The sequence below is a fragment of the Arthrobacter oryzae genome (genome assembly GCF_030718995.1).
GTDB classification, from domain to species: Bacteria; Actinomycetota; Actinomycetes; order Actinomycetales; family Micrococcaceae; genus Arthrobacter; species Arthrobacter oryzae_C.
The window spans coordinates 151,301-169,796 of sequence record NZ_CP132204.1 but is presented as its reverse complement, the minus strand read 5'-3'; the positions used below and the strand labels follow the sequence as shown (position 1 = coordinate 169,796).

Here is an 18,496-nt window from a genome sequence, read left to right as displayed (position 1 = left end):
GAAGTATGGCTTCCACGTTCACCGCAACTGCTGTCCCTGCAACCCTGGATCCGCTCGTGGAACCGGCGGATGCTCTGACCGCCGAAGAGGTGGAGCGGTACTCCCGCCACCTCATCATTCCCGAAATCGGCACGCTGGGCCAACGCCGGCTCAAGAACGCCAGGGTGCTTGTGATCGGAGCCGGCGGCCTGGGCTCGCCGGCACTCCTCTACCTTGCCGCCGCAGGGGTGGGAACCGTGGGAATCATCGACGACGACGCCGTGGACCTGAGTAACCTGCAGCGCCAGGTCATCCACGGAGTGGCGGACGTGGGCCGGCCCAAGATCGAGTCAGCCCGTGACTCCATTGCCGCGCTGAACCCCCTGGTGGATGTCCGGCTCCACAACGTCAGGCTCGATGCCTCCAACGCACTGGAGCTGTTTGCCGACTACGACCTCATCCTGGACGGGGCGGACAATTTCGCCACGCGGTACCTGGTCAACGACGCCGCCGCCATCCTCGGCAAGCCTTACGTCTGGGGTTCCATCTTCCGCTTCGACGGCCAGGTCAGCGTGTTCTGGGAGAAGCACGGCCCCACCTACCGGGACCTCTACCCGGAGGCGCCGCCGGCCGGTTCAGTGCCCTCCTGCGGTGAAGGCGGCGTGTTCGGGATGCTGTGCGCCGCGGTGGGCTCGCTGATGGTGACCGAGGCAGTGAAGCTGATTACCGGCGTCGGGCGTTCCCTGCTGGGGCGGGTGGCGCTGTTCGACGCCCTCGGCGGCAGCTGGCGCGAGATCAAGGTGGCCCGGGACCCGGCGGCGGAGCGCATCACGGAACTCACCGACTACGAGGCGTTTTGCGGAATTGAACCTGAGGCTGCCACCGCCAAGGAGAACACGGTGACGGCCACGCAGCTGGCCACCATGCTCGCTTCGCGCAAAGCCGGCCTGAAGGACTTTGAACTCGTGGACGTCCGCGAGCCGGGCGAGCACGACATCGTCAGCATTGACGGGTCCGTCCTCATCCCGCAGGGCAGAATCCTGGCGGGGGAGGCCTGGGCCGAGCTGCCCCAGGACAAGGACATCGTGTTCCATTGCAAGGCAGGCACCCGTTCGGCGGCCGTCCTGGCCGCGGCGCACAGGGCCGGCTACCAGCGGGTCAGCCACCTCGACGGCGGCATCCTCGCCTGGGTGCGGGAAGTGGAACCGGCGAAGCCGGTTTACTGAAGCCTGGCGGTACTGCGGTCAGGCGGTACTGCGGTCAGGCGGTACCGGGGTCCGGCTGTAGCGGGGTCAGGCTGTTTCGCGCCGGGCGTCGGTGGACGCCTGGCCGTGGTCCACGGGGCATTCGGCGGCCGGTGCGGCGGCGGGCTGCTCAACAGTGATGCCGTAGAGCGCATCGAGCGCCGCAATGTACTGCTCCTGCTGACCGTTGGAGGCAAGCTCACGTGCCCGGACCGTGGGGACGTGCAAGAGTTGCTTGACCATCCGGCGCAGGGCGAACTCCACTTCCTCGGCGGCAGCCGTGCAGCCGTGGCGTGCCCGGACCTTCTCCATTTCGGCGTCGAGGACGTTCATGGTGTGGCGGCGCAGCGCGACGATGGCGGTATCAACGGACCTGGCCTCGCGCTCCTGCTCAAAAGCTGCGGCCGCGCCGGTGACGATGCCGCTGGCCTGTGCCAGGGACTCGGCCTGCTCCTGGGGAGCCGCGAGCCGCACGGACTCAAGCGTCAGCAGCTCCACGCCGTCGAGCTCGCCAACGGCGGGATCGAAATCATGGGTGAGCGCCAGGTCGATGGCGATCAGCGTTTGGGGCGATCCCGCGCGCACGCGGGCGAGTTCCTCCGCTTCCACGCGAGTGTCGGAGCCGCTGCACCCGATCATGACATCCGCCGCTGCCACAGCGGCAGGGAGCGAATCAGCGTTGAGGGCGGTGCCGCCGCGTGTCGCCACGAAGCCTTCGGCGCGGCCGGAGGAGGAAAAGACTGAAATGTCCGTGCAGCCGCGTTCACGGAGCAGCGACATGGTGGCGCCTGCGTAGGCCCCGGTGCCGAAGACCACTGCCTTCTTGGTGGACCAGTCGGCACTTTCGGAAAGGTCGGTGGCGAGATCGAGCGCAACCGAGACGATGGACAGCCCGCGTGATCCGAGGGCCGTCTGGGCGCCGACGTCCTTGGCGGTCTTGGATGCGGCCTGGAAAAGACGGATGAGGCCCGAGCTGGCAGTGCCTTCGTGCTGGGCGTTGATGAGCGCGCGGCGCACCTGGCCGGCGATTTCACGTTCACCCACCACAGCCGAATCAAGGCCGGAGCTGACGGCGAAAAGGTGCTGGCTGACTTCGCCGCCGGTTCGCGTATTGAAGGACCGGGAGACCAGCTGCTCGTTGAGCCCGGTGCGTTCGCTGATCTGGGCGACGAGGGCGGCCCGTGCCGCTTCCACGTCATCCGGATGTGGCGCTTCCCCGTAGATTTCAAAGCGGTTGCAGGTGGCAAGCACCACCGCACCCGTCACTGCCGGCGACCCGGAGAGTGCGGATGTAGCTAGCTCGGAAGCACCGGTGCTCAGTTGAGCAACGGTCTCGAGGTCGATGTCGGCGTGTGTAGCCACCAATGAAAAAAGAACCACAGCATCACAATCATAGCTTTTTCGTCGCGGGGTAGAACAACAATGCGCAGTGGCAAAGCGCACGCTGCCTTGTGATTCCCGCCACGGACGGCCGCCGCAGGCGCCGGATGACAGGCTGTCGTTATCTTTTGGCGGCGAATTTAGGGAGAATCGGAGTCATGACTTCAAGCGCTGCAACGTCCAACGGCACAGTATCCGACGTCCCGTTCTCCGAGGCCACCCTGGATGCAGGACACCCGCTGATGGACGGCCGCACGGCTGATTCGCCGCTCATCACGGCCTACCGCGGCGGCAAGCCGTCCCGCCGGCCCGTCTGGTTCATGCGCCAGGCCGGCCGCTCCCTTCCGGAATACCTGAAGGTGCGCGAGGGCGTGGCCATGCTGGATTCCTGCCTCCGTCCCGAGCTGGCCTCCGAGATCACGCTGCAGCCCGTGCGCCGGCACGACGTCGACGCCGCCATCTTCTTCTCCGACATCGTGATCCCGCTGAAACTCGCGGGCGTGGGCGTGGATATCGTCCCCGGCGTGGGCCCGGTCCTGGACAAGCCGGTACGCACCGCCGAAGACGTCGCGGCGCTCCCGCAGCTGACCTGGGAAGCGCTGGAGCCCATCCGGGAGGCCGTCCGCCTCACCGTTGCCCAGCTTGGCAAGACGCCGCTGATCGGTTTCGCCGGTGCACCGTTCACCCTGGCCGCGTACATGGTTGAAGGCAAGCCCTCCCGCGACCACCTCGGCCCGCGCACCATGATGCATGCCGATCCCGAGACCTGGAATGCACTGGCCAACTGGGCAGCGGACGCCTCAGGGATGTTCCTCCGCGCCCAGCTGGAAGCCGGCGCCTCCGCGGGCCAGCTGTTCGATTCCTGGGCGGGCTCCCTGGGGCTGGCCGACTACGAGCGCTTTGTGGCCCCGGCATCTGCCCGGGCCCTTGACCATGTCCGCCATTTGGGCGCTCCGCTGATCCATTTCGGCACCGGAACGTCCGAGCTGCTGGTGGCAATGCGCGACGTCGGAGTGGACGTGGTGGGCGTCGACTACCGGCTTCCCCTGGATGAAGCCAACCGCCGGCTGGGCGGCACCGTGCCGTTGCAGGGCAACATCGACCCCGCGCTGCTCTCCGCTCCGTGGAACGTGCTGGAAGCGCACGTCCGGGAGGTCATTCGGGCCGGTTCCGCCGCCCCCGGCCACGTCCTGAACCTGGGCCACGGCGTGCCGCCGGAAACCGATCCCGACGTCCTGACGCGCGTCGTTGAACTCATTCACTCGATTTCCCCGGAGTAAAGGGTGAGCGCAGCCACGCCGGAAGCGTCCGTTACTACGGCCGTGGTGGTGGGAGGCGGCGTTTCCGGCCTGCTTGCCGCCCTGGAGCTTGTTAAGGCGGGCCGGCAGGTCACCGTCCTGGAAGCCAGCGAGGCCTGGGGCGGCTGTGTAGGCAGCCATGTAGTGGGCGGCCTGACGCTGGACAGCGGGGCGGAGTCCTTCGCTACGCGCTCACGTGCCGTTGCGGACCTGGCGGCAGAGCTTGGAATCGCGGCAACCATCGTTGCGCCGCATCCGGGCGGCGCCTGGGTCCAGCTCCCCGAGGGTGCGCGGGAACTGCCCAAAACCGGCGTCCTCGGCATACCGGCCAACCCGTGGGATCCCGAAGTGCGAAGGACCCTTGGGCTCGCAGGCTCCCTCCGTGCTTCCCTGGACAAGTTCCTGCCGGCATCCCTGGGAACCCGCCCAGCCATCACCAGCGTCTCGGCCCTCGTGCGGCAGCGGATGGGCCGCCGTGTGCTGGAACGCCTGGTGGAACCTGTGGTGGGCGGCGTGCATTCAGCCGACCCCGCGCTGCTCGACGTCGACATGGTGGCACCCGGACTCCGGGCCGGCATCCGGGCCCACGGCTCCCTGGCCGCGGCCGTCGCCGCCCAGCGCCGTGGGACCGCCGCACAGGGCGCCAAAGCGGGATCCGCCGTCGCCGGCTTCGAAGGCGGCCTGCACACGCTGATCACCGCCCTCGTGGCCCAACTGCGGCAACGCGGCGCCACCCTCCTGGCCGGCACCCGGGCGGCGGCTGTGGAAAGGACAGCGAACGGCTGGCGGGTCTCGGCGGCGGCGCAGAAGTACGACGCCGGCCTGCTGGTGGTGGCCCTTGACGGCCCCTCCGCCGTCGGACTGCTCCAGGACGCGGTGCCGGATCTGGCCGGACACCGGCCGGGCGCCGGTCCGGATGTAAAGCTTGTGACACTCGTTGTTGACCTTCCCGAACTGGATCGCCGGCCGCGCGGAACGGGCATTCTGGTGGCTCCGCAGACGCCTGGCATCCAGGCAAAGGCGCTGACGCATGCCACCGCGAAATGGGACTGGCTCGCCGCAGCGGCGGGACCGGGCACGCATGTTGTCCGGCTCTCGTACGGCAGGGGAGAAGAGGGTGCGCAGCAGGCACGCGGGGCGGATGCCGGCCTGCGCGCGGGAGACGGCTCCCGGGCGGATACTGTGCTCTTTGAAGCGGCCTTACGGGATGCGTCGGCCCTGCTGACAGTGCCTGTCACGGCTGATGACGTGATCGACTGGGACGTCGTGGGCTGGGGCGGTGTGCTGCCGTTCGCCGCTGTTGGCCACCGCCAGCGCGTGGCGGAGGTTCGGCGCGTCTGCGCCGCCCAGGGCAGCCTGGTGATGGTGGGCGGGTGGCTGGCCGGCAACGGCCTCGCCGCCGTCGTGGCCGATACCAGGAGGCAACTCGCGGACGTACTACACCAGCCCGCGAGTACCGCGTGAAGGGCGACTTTGCAAGTTTCTAATGGCACGTGTTTCTGGCTAGGGTCGATGACTATGGTCATTCAGAAGTCCGAAGAAACTCGAACGCTGACTGGTTTCCATGGGGGTCTTCGGCGCGGCACCGCAGCAGCGGCGCTCGGAGCGGTACTAGTCCTTTCAGCAGGTGTCCCTGCATCCAACGCTGTGTCCCTCGTTCCGGCTCCGGACGCCACGGACAGCGCTGACTCCGCTGCCACGGCGTCCATAGACGCGGGTGTTCCCTCGCTGGAGGTCTGGGCCTCAGTGGTCCTCGGGCCCAAGCCGCACCCTTCCGGCCCGCCTGCACCGGGCGCCGGCAAGCAGACGCCGCCAGGACAGCGGACCCAGCCCACGCCGTCACCGTCTCCTACGACCGACCCGGCGTGGACTTCGCCTTCGCCGTCGCCCGACCCGGAGACGCCGTCGCCGTCACCGTCCCCCTCCGAAAGCAGCGCGCCGTCGGGCACCCCGGCGCCGTCGCCCGCCGGCGGAGCTGCGGCTCCGTCCACCGGTGCCGCCCAGGTGCCTGGCACTCCTGCCCCCGCCGCGGGCGGGGCTTCCGCCGGCAATCCTGCGGCGCCGCCGGCAATCCTGCCGGGAACGGCCGCTCCGGCCGCGCCCCGAAGCGGAGTGATCCTGCCCGGCACGGCCACGGAGGCGCCTGCAGCGGGCGGAACATCGCGGGCGTCCGGCCGCCCGGCCGCCGGGCCCGCTGCGGCCGCACCGGCCTCAGCATGGACCACTACGAACAGGTTCGGGCCTGCCAACATGGCCATCCTCACGTCGTATGGCGTCGAGCCGCTGTCCGGCTCCGGCTATGGTGTCTCGGGCTCGCCGGTCATGAGGTCCGCCGTGAGCGTCTCGCCCGTGGGCGACGTGTCGCCCCAGGTCTGGTGGGGTGCCGGTCTGGTCGCACTGGCCTGCGCCGCAGGGGTTGCCTACGTGCGAATGCGGCGGGTCTAGGGGCATTTCGGGCTGGCCGCCGGCTGCCGGTTTACGCTGGCGGTCCGGTCAGATTCGGCGCAATGCTGTGAAATTAAGCACTTCTACACGTTGTAGAAGTGGCGTGTTTCGACTTAGGCGGCATCGAAGGGGCAGACTGGTAACTATGAGCCACACTTCTGCCGAATCTGTCACTAAAACCGAATCAGTAGCCGAAAAACCAGCAGCCGAAGAAACAGAGCAGTTCTTCACTCTCTGGACGGTGTTCAAGCGCTCCGCCGACGTCCTGCGCAGCGCCGATGCTGCAGCGGACTTCGAAGCGCTGCTGGCCCGCCTGGCTGATGCCGGCGTGGTCCACCGGGGCAGCTACGACGTTTCGGGAATGCGTGCAGACGCGGACATCATGGTGTGGCTCCACGGGCCCAAGCCCGAGGCCCTGCAGCAGGCCGTCCGCGACATCCGCCGCAGCCGGCTCTTCGCCGGTACGGAGATCGCCTGGTCCGCCATGGGCGTGCACCGCGAGGCTGAGTTCGCCAAGAACCACACTCCGGCGTTCTCCCGCGGCGTCGAGCCCGCTGAATGGCTCTGCGTGTATCCGTTCGTCCGCTCCTACGAGTGGTACCTGCTTCCCGATGCGGAGCGCGGGGCCATGCTGCGCGACCACGGACTGCTGGGCCGCGACTTTCCGCAGGTCATCTCCAACACCGTGTCATCCTTCGCCCTGGGCGACTGGGAATGGATCCTCGGCCTGGAGGCACCCGAACTCGTGGACCTCGTGGACCTGATGCGCCACCTGCGCGCCACCGAAGCCCGGCACCACGTCCGTGAAGAAATCCCCTTCTACACCGGCCGGCGGGTCACTGCCGGCGAGATCGCCGAGGTCCTCGCATGAGCCCGCTTGAATCCCAGGAAGCATCCGCAGCCGCGACCGCCGTCAACCCGGTCACGGAATCAGGCCGGATGGCGCCGAAGGAGTACGACGCCGTCCTCCTTGCCTCCTTCGGCGGCCCCGAAGGCCAGGATGACGTCATCCCGTTCCTCCGCAATGTGACCCGGGGGCGCGGAATTCCGGACGAACGGCTCGAAGAGGTCTCGCACCACTACCGCGCCAACGGCGGCATCAGCCCGATCAACCAGCAGAACCGCGCGCTCAAGGCCGGCATCGAAGCCGAGCTTGCCGCCCGCGGCATTGACCTCCCCGTGTTCTGGGGCAACCGCAACTGGGATCCGTACATCCCCCAGACGCTGCAGGACGTCTACGACGCCGGCCACCGCAAGGTCCTGATGGTCACCACGAGCGCCTACTCCTGCTACTCCAGCTGCCGCCAGTACCGCGAAGACATCGGCATGGCGCTGACCGAGACAGGCCTGGACGGAAAGCTGGAAGTAGACAAGGTGCGCCAGTACTTTGACCACCCGGGTTTCGTGGAGCCTTTTGTGGAAGGCACCGCTGCGGGTCTGACGGACGTCCGGGCCCAGCTGGCTGCAGCGGGCACCCCGGACGCCCCCGTCCACATCCTGTTCGCCACGCACTCCATCCCCACACGGGACGCCGAAGCCGCGGGCCGGTCCGACGCTGAACCGCGCCAGTTCGCTGAAGACTCGGCCTATGTGGCCCAGCATCTGGCATCCGGCTCCGAGGTCATCCGCCGGGTCGAGGCGGAAACCGGCGACAGTGCCCCCTGGTCCCTCGTCTACCAGTCCCGCTCCGGCGCTCCGCACGTTCCGTGGCTGGAGCCGGATATCAACGACGCCATCGAAGAACTCGCCGGCCAGGGTGTCAAGGGCATCGTGATTGTGCCCCTGGGTTTCGTCAGCGACCATATGGAAGTCGTTTGGGACCTTGACACCGAAGCCCTGGAGACCTGCCGCAACCTCGGCGTCCTGGCCACCCGGGTCCCCACCCCCGGCACCCACCGGAAGTTCGTGGGCGGCATCGTGGACCTGATCTGTGAGCGCACTGCGGCGAACAACATCGCCGACCGGCCCCACCTGACCGACCTGGGCCCCTGGTACGACGTCTGCCGCCCGGGCTGCTGCGCCAACTTCCGCGGTGAGAAGCCCACCATTGCAGGGGCGGACACCACCGTGGGCACGGGTCATGACCCCTACCCTTCGGATCCGGCCGCCGCACCGGCATCGCCGGCGGAGGGACAGGGATCCCTGTGACAGTCCGCATCGGGACGCGCGCCAGCAAGCTGGCGCTGACCCAGACCCAACAAACAGCCGACCAGCTGGCCGCCATCGGCGGCTTCCCCGTGGAACTGGTCCACATCCGGACCGAAGGGGACGTCCTGACCGGTTCCCTCTCGCAGATGGGCGGCACGGGAGTGTTCGTGGCGGCCCTGCGCGACGCGCTCCTGCGGGACCAGTGCGACGTTGCCGTGCATTCGCTCAAGGACCTGCCCACGGGAGCCGCTCCCGGCCTGTCCCTGGCGGCAACGCCAAAACGAGTCGACGTACGCGACGTGCTCTGCGCGCGCGACGGTTTCAAACTGGCTGACCTCCCGCAGGGCGCCCGGGTGGGGACCGGCTCCCCGCGCCGTGCAGCGCAGCTCCGCGCAGCACGGCCCGACCTGGACGTTGTGGATATCCGCGGCAACGTGGACACCCGCCTGGGCCGCGTCCCCGGTTTGCCGGGCAATGTGACCGACGCGGTGGTGGAAGGGAAATCCTGCGACCTCGACGCCGTGGTCCTTGCGGCCGCCGGCCTCGGGCGCATCAACCGGCTGGACACCGTCAGCGAATACCTCGAAACCGACGTGATGCTGCCCGCCGCCGGGCAGGGCTCACTGGCCATCGAATGCCGTACCGCCGATGCACCCCGGAAAGCCGGATCCACCGAGGGCTCACAGGCGCCGCTGGCCCAGGCGCTGGCAGCACTGGATGACATGGACACCCGGCTTGCGGTGACGGCCGAGCGGGCGCTCCTGGCCCGGCTGGAGGCCGGCTGCGCGGCCCCCGTCGGCGCCTACGCCTACCGCAAGGGAAGCATGCTCTACCTGGAAGCCGCGGTCTGCGCCGTCGACGGGAAAGCCTCTGTCCGTGACAAGCGGGCAACGGACGGACTCACCGAAGTGGGCGCCACGCTCCTTGGCATCGAACTGGCCGAGGTGCTGCTGGCGGCCGGAGCAGCCGACATCGCGGACCTTGCCGCTTCCTGAACCGGCGGAGCCGGGCAGATGATGGGACGGCGCAGTGCCCGCCGGGGTGGCGACCAACGCGGGCTGCGTGTGCTTGAGGGCGCCCGCGTCCTGGTAACGCGCAGCCCTGACCGGGCCGCGCCGCTCCTCGCCGCCCTGCGGGAAACCGGTGCCGAGCCGTTGTTGCTTCCGCTGATCGACTTTGAGCGCGCCCGGGACCTGCATTCGCTGGAAGTCGCCTTCGACGCCCTGGGTGCGGGTGCCTACAGCTGGCTGGTCATCAGCAGCGCCACCACTATCCAGGCCCTCGAGGAACTTGCCCGGGAACGGGGCACGACGCTGAGCCGATGGCTGCCCGGCTCCCTTCAGGTGGCCACCATCGGGCCAGCCACACAGCGTGAACTGGAATCGCGGGGGATCGCCGTGGACCTGGCTCCGTCCCGGCTCCAGTCCGGCGTCGGCCTCCTCGACATCTGGCCTCGCGGCCAGGGCAGCGTGTTCCTACCGCAGGCCGACATCGCCGACAGCAGGCTGGCCGACGGGCTGGAAGCGCTCGGTGCCAGTGTCCAGGCGGTCACCGCCTACCACACCGTGGACTATCCGGCTGACCCGGCACGCAGCTTCGCACCGGCATACAGCTTGGCACCGGGGGGTGCGGCCGATCCGCCGTCGGGACCGCCGTCCGCCAACGGGGAGCCGGGAACGGCCGTGCTCAGCCCAGCCGAAGCGACAGCCGAGCTTGCCGCAGGACGGCTGCACGCCGTCGTCGCCGCTTCACCCAGCGCCGCCCGCCGCATCCATGCCGGGCTGTCGCCGCTGGGGGACTGCCGCTTCGTGGCGATCGGCCGCTCCACTGCGGCAGAGGCCGAATTGCTCGGGCTGACCGTGGCCGCCGTCGCAGAGGAACCAACGGCATCCGGCCTGGTGTCGGCTGTCATCCGGGCGCTTGCACCGGAACATTCAACCCCATCCCCGCCCGCCCCCGAGACCCACGAGAAGGACAGACCATGAGCTTCCCGACCCACCGCCCCCGCCGGCTCCGCACCACTCCGGCCATGCGCCGGATGACGGCAGAAAACCGGCTGGCGGCGCCCGAGCTGATCCTTCCCGCTTTCATCCGCGAGGGCCTGACGGAACCGAACCCCATCGCCTCCATGCCCGGGGTGGTGCAGCACACCACCGATTCCCTGAAGAGGGCTGCGGCCGAGGCCGTGGAGCTGGGCGTCGGAGGGATCATGCTCTTTGGCATCCCCGCCGAGCGTGATGCCCGGGGAACCGCGTCGCTGGATCCCGACGGTGTGCTCAACAAGGCCATCCGGGACGTCCGGGCGGAGGTGGGCGATGACCTGGTGGTCATGAGCGACGTGTGCCTGGACGAATTCACCGACCACGGCCACTGCGGCGTCCTCGACGCCGACGGGTACGTGGACAACGACGCCACCCTGGAAATCTACGCGGCGATGGCGGTGGCGCAGGCTGACGCCGGGGCGCACATGCTGGGCCCGTCGGGAATGATGGACGGGCAGATCGGCGTGATCCGGCAGGCGCTCGAGGATGCCGGGCACGTCAATACTGCCGTGGTGGCATATGCCGCCAAGTATGCCTCTGCCTTCTACGGCCCGTTCCGGGAAGCCGTGGATTCGCAGCTCAAGGGGGACCGGCGCACGTACCAGATGGACGCCGCCAACCGCCGCGAAGCCATCCTCGAGGTGGAGCTGGACCTGGCCGAAGGCGCGGACCTGGTGATGGTCAAGCCCGCCATGAGCTACCTCGACATCCTCGCCGACGTCGCGTCCATGAGCTCCGTGCCCGTGGCGGCCTACCAGATCTCGGGGGAGTACTCCATGATCGAGGCGGCCGCCGCCAACGGCTGGATCGACCGCCGCGCGGCCATTACCGAATCCGTGCTCGGCATCAAGCGCGCCGGGGCCAACATGGTCCTGACGTACTGGGCGTCCGAGCTGGCCGGCTGGCTGAAGGAAACCCGATGAGCAACGCAGCCGTCGCGGAGAGCGCCACTGCCCCCGTCGGACCCGGAAAGGTCCTGCTCGGGCTGAACACGTTCGGCGACGTCGGGGTATATCCCGACGGGCACCCGGTGCCGCATGCGCAGGTCCTGCGCCAGCTGCTGGAACAGGCGGAGCTGGCGGACGACGTCGGACTCCACGCCTTTGGCGTGGGGGAGCACCACCGGCAGGACTACGCCGTTTCGGCCCCCGAGGTGTTCCTGGCCGCCGCCGCAGCACGGACCAGGCACATCCGGCTTGGTTCCGCCGTGACCGTCCTGAGCTCCGATGACCCCATCCGCGTCTTCCAGCGTTTCTCCACGGTGGATGCCATTTCGAGCGGACGCGCCGAAGTCATGCTGGGCCGCGGGTCCTTCATCGAATCGTTCCCGCTGTTCGGCCTGGACCTCGCCGACTACGAGGTCCTGTTCGAGGAAAAGCTGGAGCTCTTCGACAAGGTCCGGGCCCAGAAACCCGTCCACTGGGAAGGGCGCACCCGCCCGCCCCTCAACGGGCTGAGCGTCTACCCGCCGCTGGAGCACCACCTGCTGCCCACCTGGATCGGCGTGGGCGGAACCCCTGAGTCCGTGCTGCGCTGCGCGGAGTACGGCTACCCCGTCATTTTTGCGATCATCGGCGGAGAGCCCCGGTCGTTCGCTCCGCTGGCCAACCTGTACCGCGAGGCCATGGCCAAGTACGGGCATCCGATGCAGCAGGTGGCCACGCATTCGCCCGGACATGTCGGCGAGACGGATGAGGAGGCCCGGGAGGAGTTTTTCCCGCACTGGCTGGGCCTGCGCAACAGGCTCGGAGCCGAACGCGGCTGGGGCCCCGGAAGCCGGCGCGAATTCGACGCCATGTGCACCCCCGAAGGCGCGCTCTACGTGGGGTCGCCGGAAACGGTCGCGCAAAAAATCGCCCTGCTCAAGCGCAACCTGGGCGTGGACCGCTTCGACCTCAAGTACAGCAGCGGCTCCCTGCCGCACACCGCCATGATGAGGTCCATCGAACTGCTGGGCACCGTAGTGGCACCCCGGGTGGCCGAGCTCCTGTCCGGGCACGCACCCGAAAACTGAAAGAATAGGAACATGACTTCCAGCTCTCCCCGTAATGAGGAACTCTTCGACCGTGCACGCCAACTCATGCCGGGCGGCGTCAACTCTCCCGTCCGGGCTTTCGGTTCGGTAGGCGGCACCCCGAGGTTCATGGTGTCCGCCAAGGGCGCGTACCTGACAGACGCCGACGGTGCCGAGTACGTGGACCTCGTGTGCTCCTGGGGCCCCGCCCTGCTTGGCCACGCCCACCCCGCGGTGCTCGAAGCCGTCCACGCCGCCGTCGACCGCGGGCTCTCCTTCGGCGCCTCCACACCGGACGAAGCCAACCTGGCAGCCATCGTCAAGGAACGCGTTCCCGCCGCAGAACGCGTCCGGATGGTGTCCACCGGCACCGAAGCCACCATGACCGCCATCCGCCTGGCCCGCGGCTTCACCGGCCGCGACCTGGTCATCAAGTTCGCCGGTTGCTACCACGGCCACCTCGACGGGCTCCTGGCCGCCGCCGGATCCGGCGTGGCCACCCTGGCGCTTCCCGGCTCCGCCGGCGTTACTGCTGCCACCGCTGCAGAGACCCTGGTGCTGCCGTACAACGACCTTGCCGCCGTGGAGGCCGCCTTCGCCGCGCACGGCAGCAACATCGCCGCCGTCATCACGGAGGCGGCTCCGGCAAACATGGGCGTGGTCACGCCGGGCGAGGGATTCAACGCCGGACTTTCCCGTATTACCCGCGAACACGGCGCCCTGCTCATCGTGGACGAAGTCCTCACCGGGTTCCGCACCGGCTACTCCGGCTACTGGGGCCTCACCGGCGGAGCGGCGGACGCTGCCGAGCCGTGGAGCCCGGACCTGCTGACCTTCGGAAAGGTGATCGGCGGCGGGATGCCCACGGCGGCGCTCGGCGGCCGGGCGGACATCATGGACTACCTGGCGCCGCTCGGACCCGTATACCAGGCCGGGACGCTGTCCGGAAACCCGGTGGCCATGGCTGCCGGCGTGGCCACCCTGACCCACGCCACCCCCGAGGTCTACTCGTTCATCGACGCACGCTCGCTGGAGCTCTCCTCGGCACTGTCCTCGGCACTGGACGCTGCCGGGGTGGACCACTCCATCCAGCGCGCCGGCAACCTCTTCTCGGTGGCCTTCGGCACCTCGGCCCGCGGCGTCCACAACTACGACGACGCCCAAGGCCAGGAAGTGTTCCGCTACGCGCCGTTCTTCCACTCCATGCTGGACTCCGGGGTATACCTGCCGCCGTCCGTCTTCGAAGCCTGGTTCCTGTCCGCGGCGCACGACGACGCCGCCATGAACCGGATCTTCGAGGCGCTCCCGGCTGCAGCACGGGCCGCGGCGTCGGCGGCGGTGCCCGCCGGCCTGTAACGGCTCACAACAGAAATCCCCGCCTCCCGGACGAATCCCCGCTGAATGCGAAGGGGAATTGTCCGGGTGACGGGGATTTTTTGCGCTAAGGCTGAGTAGCGGAATGCCTAGAAGGCCACCGTCACGTCACCGTTGGGCCATTCCTTTTCGATGAAGGCCTTGACCTCGGGGGAGTGCAGGAGCTCGTCCAGCTTCTTGATCCGGACGTCATCCTTGGAGTCTTCGCGCCAGGCCAGGAAGTTGGCGTAGGGGTTGTTCTCCACGGCCTCCACTGCGAGGGCGTCCTTGGTGCTCAGGCCGGCCTTCAGGATGAAGTTGCCATTGATCAGGGCCAGGTCCACAGACGGGTCCTTGAGGTCGTTGATCAGGAGTTCGGGCTGGTTCTCGGAGAACTTCAGCTTCTTGGGGTTCTGCTCGTCGGTGAGGGTCAGCACCGAGGAATCATCCTTGATGTCCTTCACGAGGCCGGCAACCTGGAGGACCTTGAGGGCCCGGACCTGGTTGGAGGGGTCGTTGGTGATGGCAACCTTGGCGCCGTCCTGGATCTCCTGGATGTCCTTGACCTTCTCGGAGAACGCGGCGTACGGCTCAATGTGGACACCTTCGCCGTGGCCGAACTTGTAGCCCTTGGTCTTGACCTGGTCTTCGTACCAGGGAAGGTGCTGGTAGTAGTTGGCGTCCAGCGAGCCATCGCTCAGGGCGGTGTTCGGAGTCTGGTAGTCCTCGATCTCCTTGATGTCCAGCTTCAGGCCGGCCTTGGGCGCGAGGTCCTCGTTGAGGAATTCCAGGATCTTGGCCTGCGGGACCGGGCTTGCGCCGACGGTGAGGGTGGCGGGCTTTGCGGGGTCAAGGGCGGTGGTTTCGGCGCTGGGGCTGGAGGAACCGCCGCAGGCCGTCAGGGCCAGCGCGGTGACAATACCGGTGGCCAGGAGGGAGAGTGATTTACGCATCGGGTGCGTTCCTTTCGAATTGCATGGAGTTCGACGGCGGGCTTGCGCCCGGCGCCGCTCCGGCACAGATGCAGCGGGCGGCTACCTGCTGCGGTGAAGATTGCCGTGCCCGTTGGACGACGGCTGGTCAGTGGCGGTGTAGCAGAGGTCCGGGGGTAGCTATGGGCCCCGGGGTTAGCGGTGGTCGAGGCTGCGGGCGATCTGCTCGCCGACGAGCTGGATGACCTGCACGAGGACGATGATCAGGACGATGGTCACGATCATGACCGTGACGTCGAACCGCTGGAAGCCGTAGTTGTAGGCCAGCTTTCCGAGTCCTCCGCCGCCCACCAGGCCGGCCATGGCCGAGTATCCCACCAGCGTGACCACGGTGGTTGTTGTGGCTGCTACGAGGGCCGGGAGCGATTCGCGCAGCATCACCTTGTTGATGACCTGCATTTTGGTGGAACCCATGACCTGGGCGGCGTCGATCTTGCCATGGTGGACGTCCCGGAGGCACGTCTCCACCAGGCGGGCAAAGAAGGGAATGGTGCCGATGGACAGCGAAACCGAGGCCGCAACAGGGCCAAGGCTCGTGCCGGTCAGGAACCGGGCCAAGGGAATGAGCGCCACCATCAGGATGGCGAACGGGATGGACCGGGTGATGTTGACGATGACGTCGCTCATGATCCGGTTCGTGACCGGCATCGGACGCAGGCCGCCCGGCGCCGTGACGTGCAGGAAGACTCCCAGGGGCAGGCCCACCAGCACCGTAAAGAAGGCCGAAATTCCGACCATCTGCAGGGTTTCAACGATTGCTTCGGGCAGTGCCTTGGCAAGGACGGGGTTGCTGAAGATGTCGTTCATGAGTTCCTTCCCGTCGCGTCGTTCAATTCAGCAGCGTCCGGTTCCGCGGCACCAAATTCCAGGGCGTCATCGGATGCCGCGTTGGTCGCGGCCAGCTTTGCGCCTATTCCGCGCTGGTGGAGGTAGCCGAGGACGGCGTCGTAATCAGCATTCTCGGCGAGCTGCACGCGGAGGTGCCCGAACTGCTGGCCGCCCAGTGTTTCGACGCTGCCGGCCAGGACATTCAGGTCGATGTCGAAATGCCGGGCAACGCCGGTGAGTACCGGTTCCTTGGCATTGTCCCCGGCGAACAGGATTTCGAGGACCGGCCCGCCTTGGAGTGCGCCCTTCAGGGGTTCGGACGCAGGCAGCGGCAGCAGCGCCTTAGCCAGTTTGCTCTCTAGGTCACCGGCCACGTCCTTGAGGGCGCCGTGTTCGACGATGCGGCCCTTCGACAGGAGCGATACCGAATCACAGACCCGCTTCACGACGTTCATTTCGTGTGTGATGATGAGCACGGTGAGCTGCAACCGCCTGGTGAGGTCCTGGATCAGGTCGAGGATTTCGTCCGTGGTCGCAGGGTCCAGGGCTGACGTGGGCTCATCGCACAGCAGGACGTCGGGGTCGGCGGCAAGTGCCCGGGCGATGCCTACGCGCTGGCGCTGGCCACCGGAGAGCTGGGAGGGGTAAGCGTTTTCGAAGCCTTCGAGGCCCACGAGGGACAACAGCTCCGCGACCTTGGTCCGGATCGTGTCCTTCGGCGTCTTGACGAGCTCCAGGGGGTGCGCCACATTGCCTGCCGCGGTGCGCGAGTCCATAAGGTTGGCGTGCTGGAAGACCATGCCGATACGTCGCCGGGCCGCACGTATTTCGGACTCTTTGACGGCGCTCAGTTCCGTGCCGTCAATGCTGACAGCCCCGGACGTGGGACGATCCAGCAGCGTGAGGCACCGCACCAGGGTCGATTTTCCGGCGCCGGAATGGCCAATGATCCCGTGGATGGAACCTTTGGGAACGGAAAGTGTGACGCCGTCGAGGGCCACCACTTCCTTTTTCCCCTGGCGGTAGACCTTTCGAAGGTCGGTAACTGTGATCATTTATCCTCAGGAGGTTGGCCTCGGGCAGGGCATAGCACAAGCACGCTTTTGAACTTAATTATGTCAGCGGACCCATCGGCGAGTCACTTCCGCATAATGTTCGGCGCAGCACCATTTTTCCTGCATGCCGTTAGGCGACAGAGTATTTGTCGCGTTGCTCATGCAGCCTCACCACGGCCTGCCAAATTGCACCCGGCCAGGCTGGCCGCTCCCGGACGTGCCGCTCCGTGTGATCCTCGTCCCAGAGCCCGGGCCGTGCCCGGCTGCCGGACCCTGAGCCCGTGCCCCGGCCCCGGCTCCGGCCCTGGCACTGTGTCCGGGCGGGCTAGAAGTCGCCCCTGCTGGCGTCTTCAGGCGGGAGGACGGGCCATTCACCTTCGATCACGGCGGCGGGCTTGGTCTTGCGGAGATAGGTCTGGAAGTCCGCGGCCTGGCTGGCCGCCCAGCCGACCTGGAGCTGATGGAGCTGGCCGGCAGCCATTCGAAGCTTGGGGAACTTGCCGGCCATGGCGTCCAGCATCCGGAGCGTTGCGAGGGCATCCGCCGCGGAGGTGTGGGCGTTGTCGAGGTTGACGTCGTATTCTTCGCACAGTGCGGTCAGGGTCCGCTTGCCCTTGCGGTACCGGTCCACCTGCTTGTTCATGACGTAGGGGTCCAGAACGGGGAAGCGGTGCAGCTGCGGAATGCCGTAGCGGGCTGACTCGGCAGCCAGCACCGTGAAGTCATAGCTGGCGTTGAACGCAATAACGGGGACACCGTCGTCGAACAATCCCTGCAACACGGACGCGAGTTCTCGCGTTACCTCTGCCGCCGGACGGCCCTCCTGGCGGGCACGTTCCGTGGTCACGCCGTGGACTTCGCTGGCTTCGGCGGGGATCTCGACACCAGGATCCGCGAGCCACTCATGTTCCTTGATGACACTTCCATCGGCATCCACCACTGTGACCGACGCAGTAACGATCCGGGCGGCGCGCGAATTGCGGCCGGTGGTCTCCAGGTCGAAGGCGGCCCGGGGCCGGGTGTCCCACGTGCTGGTGCTGGTATTGGTACTGGTGGTGCCGGTGTTCCTGGTGCTCATGCCTCAAAACTACCTGCTGCCACTGACGGTTTTGTGACAGGCAGCGGGCGTGCCGCCCGGACGGCAGCTCGGATCGACAAATTCGGGCAACTCGGAAACCGCTACGCTGGATGCATGCGCACGGAGTATGTAGAGGCGGTGCTGTCCCTGGTCCGGCTCGTCCCTCCCGGTGCAGCCGTAGCCTACGGGGACGTTGCCGAGCTGCTCGGTTCCGGTGGTGCGCGGCAGGTGGGGTCCGTCATGAGCCACCACGGCAGCTCTGTTCCCTGGTGGCGGGTCCTGAGGGCAAACGGCGAAGCACCCCAGGGCCTGGAAGCCGAAGCCCTGGCTTTCTACCTCCAGGAAGGGACCCCGCTTCTGGGCCGCTACCTGGACTTCCTCCGGACCGGCGAGGGACGTTGGCGCGTCGACCTGACGGAGGCGCGGTGGGCCCCCACAGACCGTGACTTTGACCTCATAGACCTGATTGCCGAGCGGTTGGAGCGGCGGCTCCATAAAATGTCCGCCCCCGATGATGAAATGACTGTGTGACACTTACCAGCGACACCCCCGAGGCCCAATCGGACCAGCGCACGTCGGACCAGCGCACGTCGGACCAGCGGACCCGGTCCGGGCAGCGATCAGACGGGCAACCTGGCCA

17 protein-coding genes are annotated in these 18,496 nt (G+C 67.7%); 12 read left to right on the top strand and 5 right to left on the bottom strand.

What is annotated here, in order from left to right; genetic code table 11:
• Positions 1-5: 5 nt before the first annotated feature.
• Complete coding sequence (gene moeB / locus Q8Z05_RS00740; protein WP_305941639.1) at positions 6-1,205, top strand: molybdopterin-synthase adenylyltransferase MoeB; 1,200 nt, start codon at positions 6-8, stop codon at positions 1,203-1,205.
• A 66-nt stretch (positions 1,206-1,271) separates the two neighbouring features.
• Here the strand turns inward: moeB and Q8Z05_RS00735 are convergent, their stop codons facing one another.
• On the bottom strand, positions 1,272-2,603 hold the full coding sequence (locus Q8Z05_RS00735) for a glutamyl-tRNA reductase (protein ID WP_305941638.1): 1,332 nt from the start codon (positions 2,601-2,603) through the stop codon (positions 1,272-1,274).
• Between the two features lie 158 nt (positions 2,604-2,761).
• On the opposite strand from Q8Z05_RS00735, the gene hemE reads away from it, so the two are divergent.
• The 10 genes from hemE (at position 2,762) to hemL (ending at position 13,906) form a co-directional block, all read left to right on the top strand.
• Complete coding sequence (gene hemE / locus Q8Z05_RS00730; RefSeq protein ID WP_305941637.1) at positions 2,762-3,883, top strand: uroporphyrinogen decarboxylase; 1,122 nt, start codon at positions 2,762-2,764, stop codon at positions 3,881-3,883.
• Positions 3,884-3,886: 3 nt separating this feature from the next.
• Positions 3,887-5,365: a protoporphyrinogen oxidase gene (gene hemG / locus Q8Z05_RS00725; protein WP_305941636.1), complete on the top strand. Its 1,479-nt coding sequence runs from the start codon at positions 3,887-3,889 to the stop codon at positions 5,363-5,365.
• Between the two features lie 183 nt (positions 5,366-5,548).
• Positions 5,549-6,346 (top strand): hypothetical protein, encoded by a 798-nt coding sequence (locus Q8Z05_RS00720; RefSeq protein WP_305941635.1) that lies wholly within the window; start codon positions 5,549-5,551, stop codon positions 6,344-6,346.
• 145 nt (positions 6,347-6,491) lie between these two features.
• Positions 6,492-7,217, top strand: coding sequence for a hydrogen peroxide-dependent heme synthase (gene hemQ, locus Q8Z05_RS00715; RefSeq protein ID WP_305941634.1), 726 nt, complete (start codon positions 6,492-6,494; stop codon positions 7,215-7,217).
• Complete coding sequence (locus Q8Z05_RS00710; RefSeq protein ID WP_305941633.1) at positions 7,214-8,494, top strand: ferrochelatase; 1,281 nt, start codon at positions 7,214-7,216, stop codon at positions 8,492-8,494. Before hemQ ends, Q8Z05_RS00710 begins: the two co-directional genes overlap by 4 nt.
• The gene (gene hemC, locus Q8Z05_RS00705; RefSeq protein WP_305941632.1) at positions 8,491-9,489 is read left to right on the top strand and encodes a hydroxymethylbilane synthase; all 999 of its coding nucleotides are present in this window, start codon (positions 8,491-8,493) and stop codon (positions 9,487-9,489) included. Before Q8Z05_RS00710 ends, hemC begins: the two co-directional genes overlap by 4 nt.
• 18 nt (positions 9,490-9,507) lie before the next feature.
• Complete coding sequence (locus tag Q8Z05_RS00700; protein WP_305941631.1) at positions 9,508-10,479, top strand: uroporphyrinogen-III synthase; 972 nt, start codon at positions 9,508-9,510, stop codon at positions 10,477-10,479.
• On the top strand, positions 10,476-11,459 hold the full coding sequence (gene hemB / locus Q8Z05_RS00695) for a porphobilinogen synthase (RefSeq protein WP_305941630.1): 984 nt from the start codon (positions 10,476-10,478) through the stop codon (positions 11,457-11,459). Before Q8Z05_RS00700 ends, hemB begins: the two co-directional genes overlap by 4 nt.
• Positions 11,456-12,550, top strand: a complete 1,095-nt coding sequence (locus tag Q8Z05_RS00690; RefSeq protein WP_305941629.1) for an LLM class flavin-dependent oxidoreductase — start codon at positions 11,456-11,458, stop codon at positions 12,548-12,550. Before hemB ends, Q8Z05_RS00690 begins: the two co-directional genes overlap by 4 nt.
• Positions 12,551-12,562: 12 nt before the next feature.
• Complete coding sequence (hemL, locus tag Q8Z05_RS00685) at positions 12,563-13,906, top strand: glutamate-1-semialdehyde 2,1-aminomutase (RefSeq protein WP_305941628.1); 1,344 nt, start codon at positions 12,563-12,565, stop codon at positions 13,904-13,906.
• A 107-nt stretch (positions 13,907-14,013) separates the two neighbouring features.
• Here the strand turns inward: hemL and Q8Z05_RS00680 are convergent, their stop codons facing one another.
• The 4 genes from Q8Z05_RS00680 to Q8Z05_RS00665 all read right to left on the bottom strand — a co-directional run bounded on the left by Q8Z05_RS00680 (position 14,014) and on the right by Q8Z05_RS00665 (position 17,856).
• A complete protein-coding gene (locus tag Q8Z05_RS00680) occupies positions 14,014-14,856 on the bottom strand; it encodes a MetQ/NlpA family ABC transporter substrate-binding protein (RefSeq protein WP_305941627.1) in 843 nt (280 codons plus the stop codon).
• 174 nt (positions 14,857-15,030) lie between these two features.
• Positions 15,031-15,702 carry a methionine ABC transporter permease gene (locus tag Q8Z05_RS00675; RefSeq protein ID WP_305941626.1) on the bottom strand — a complete coding sequence of 224 codons (672 nt, stop codon included), beginning with the start codon at positions 15,700-15,702 and terminating at the stop codon, positions 15,031-15,033.
• Positions 15,699-16,778, bottom strand: coding sequence for a methionine ABC transporter ATP-binding protein (locus tag Q8Z05_RS00670; RefSeq protein ID WP_305941625.1), 1,080 nt, complete (start codon positions 16,776-16,778; stop codon positions 15,699-15,701). The genes Q8Z05_RS00675 and Q8Z05_RS00670 overlap by 4 nt, the downstream gene beginning before the upstream one ends.
• A 325-nt stretch (positions 16,779-17,103) precedes the next feature.
• Complete coding sequence (locus Q8Z05_RS00665; RefSeq protein WP_305941624.1) at positions 17,104-17,856, bottom strand: 3'-5' exonuclease; 753 nt, start codon at positions 17,854-17,856, stop codon at positions 17,104-17,106.
• Positions 17,857-17,970: 114 nt separating this feature from the next.
• Here Q8Z05_RS00665 and Q8Z05_RS00660 point away from each other — a divergent pair, with 114 nt between their 5' ends.
• Positions 17,971-18,387, top strand: coding sequence for an MGMT family protein (locus tag Q8Z05_RS00660; protein ID WP_305941623.1), 417 nt, complete (start codon positions 17,971-17,973; stop codon positions 18,385-18,387).
• Positions 18,388-18,496 lie beyond the last annotated feature (109 nt).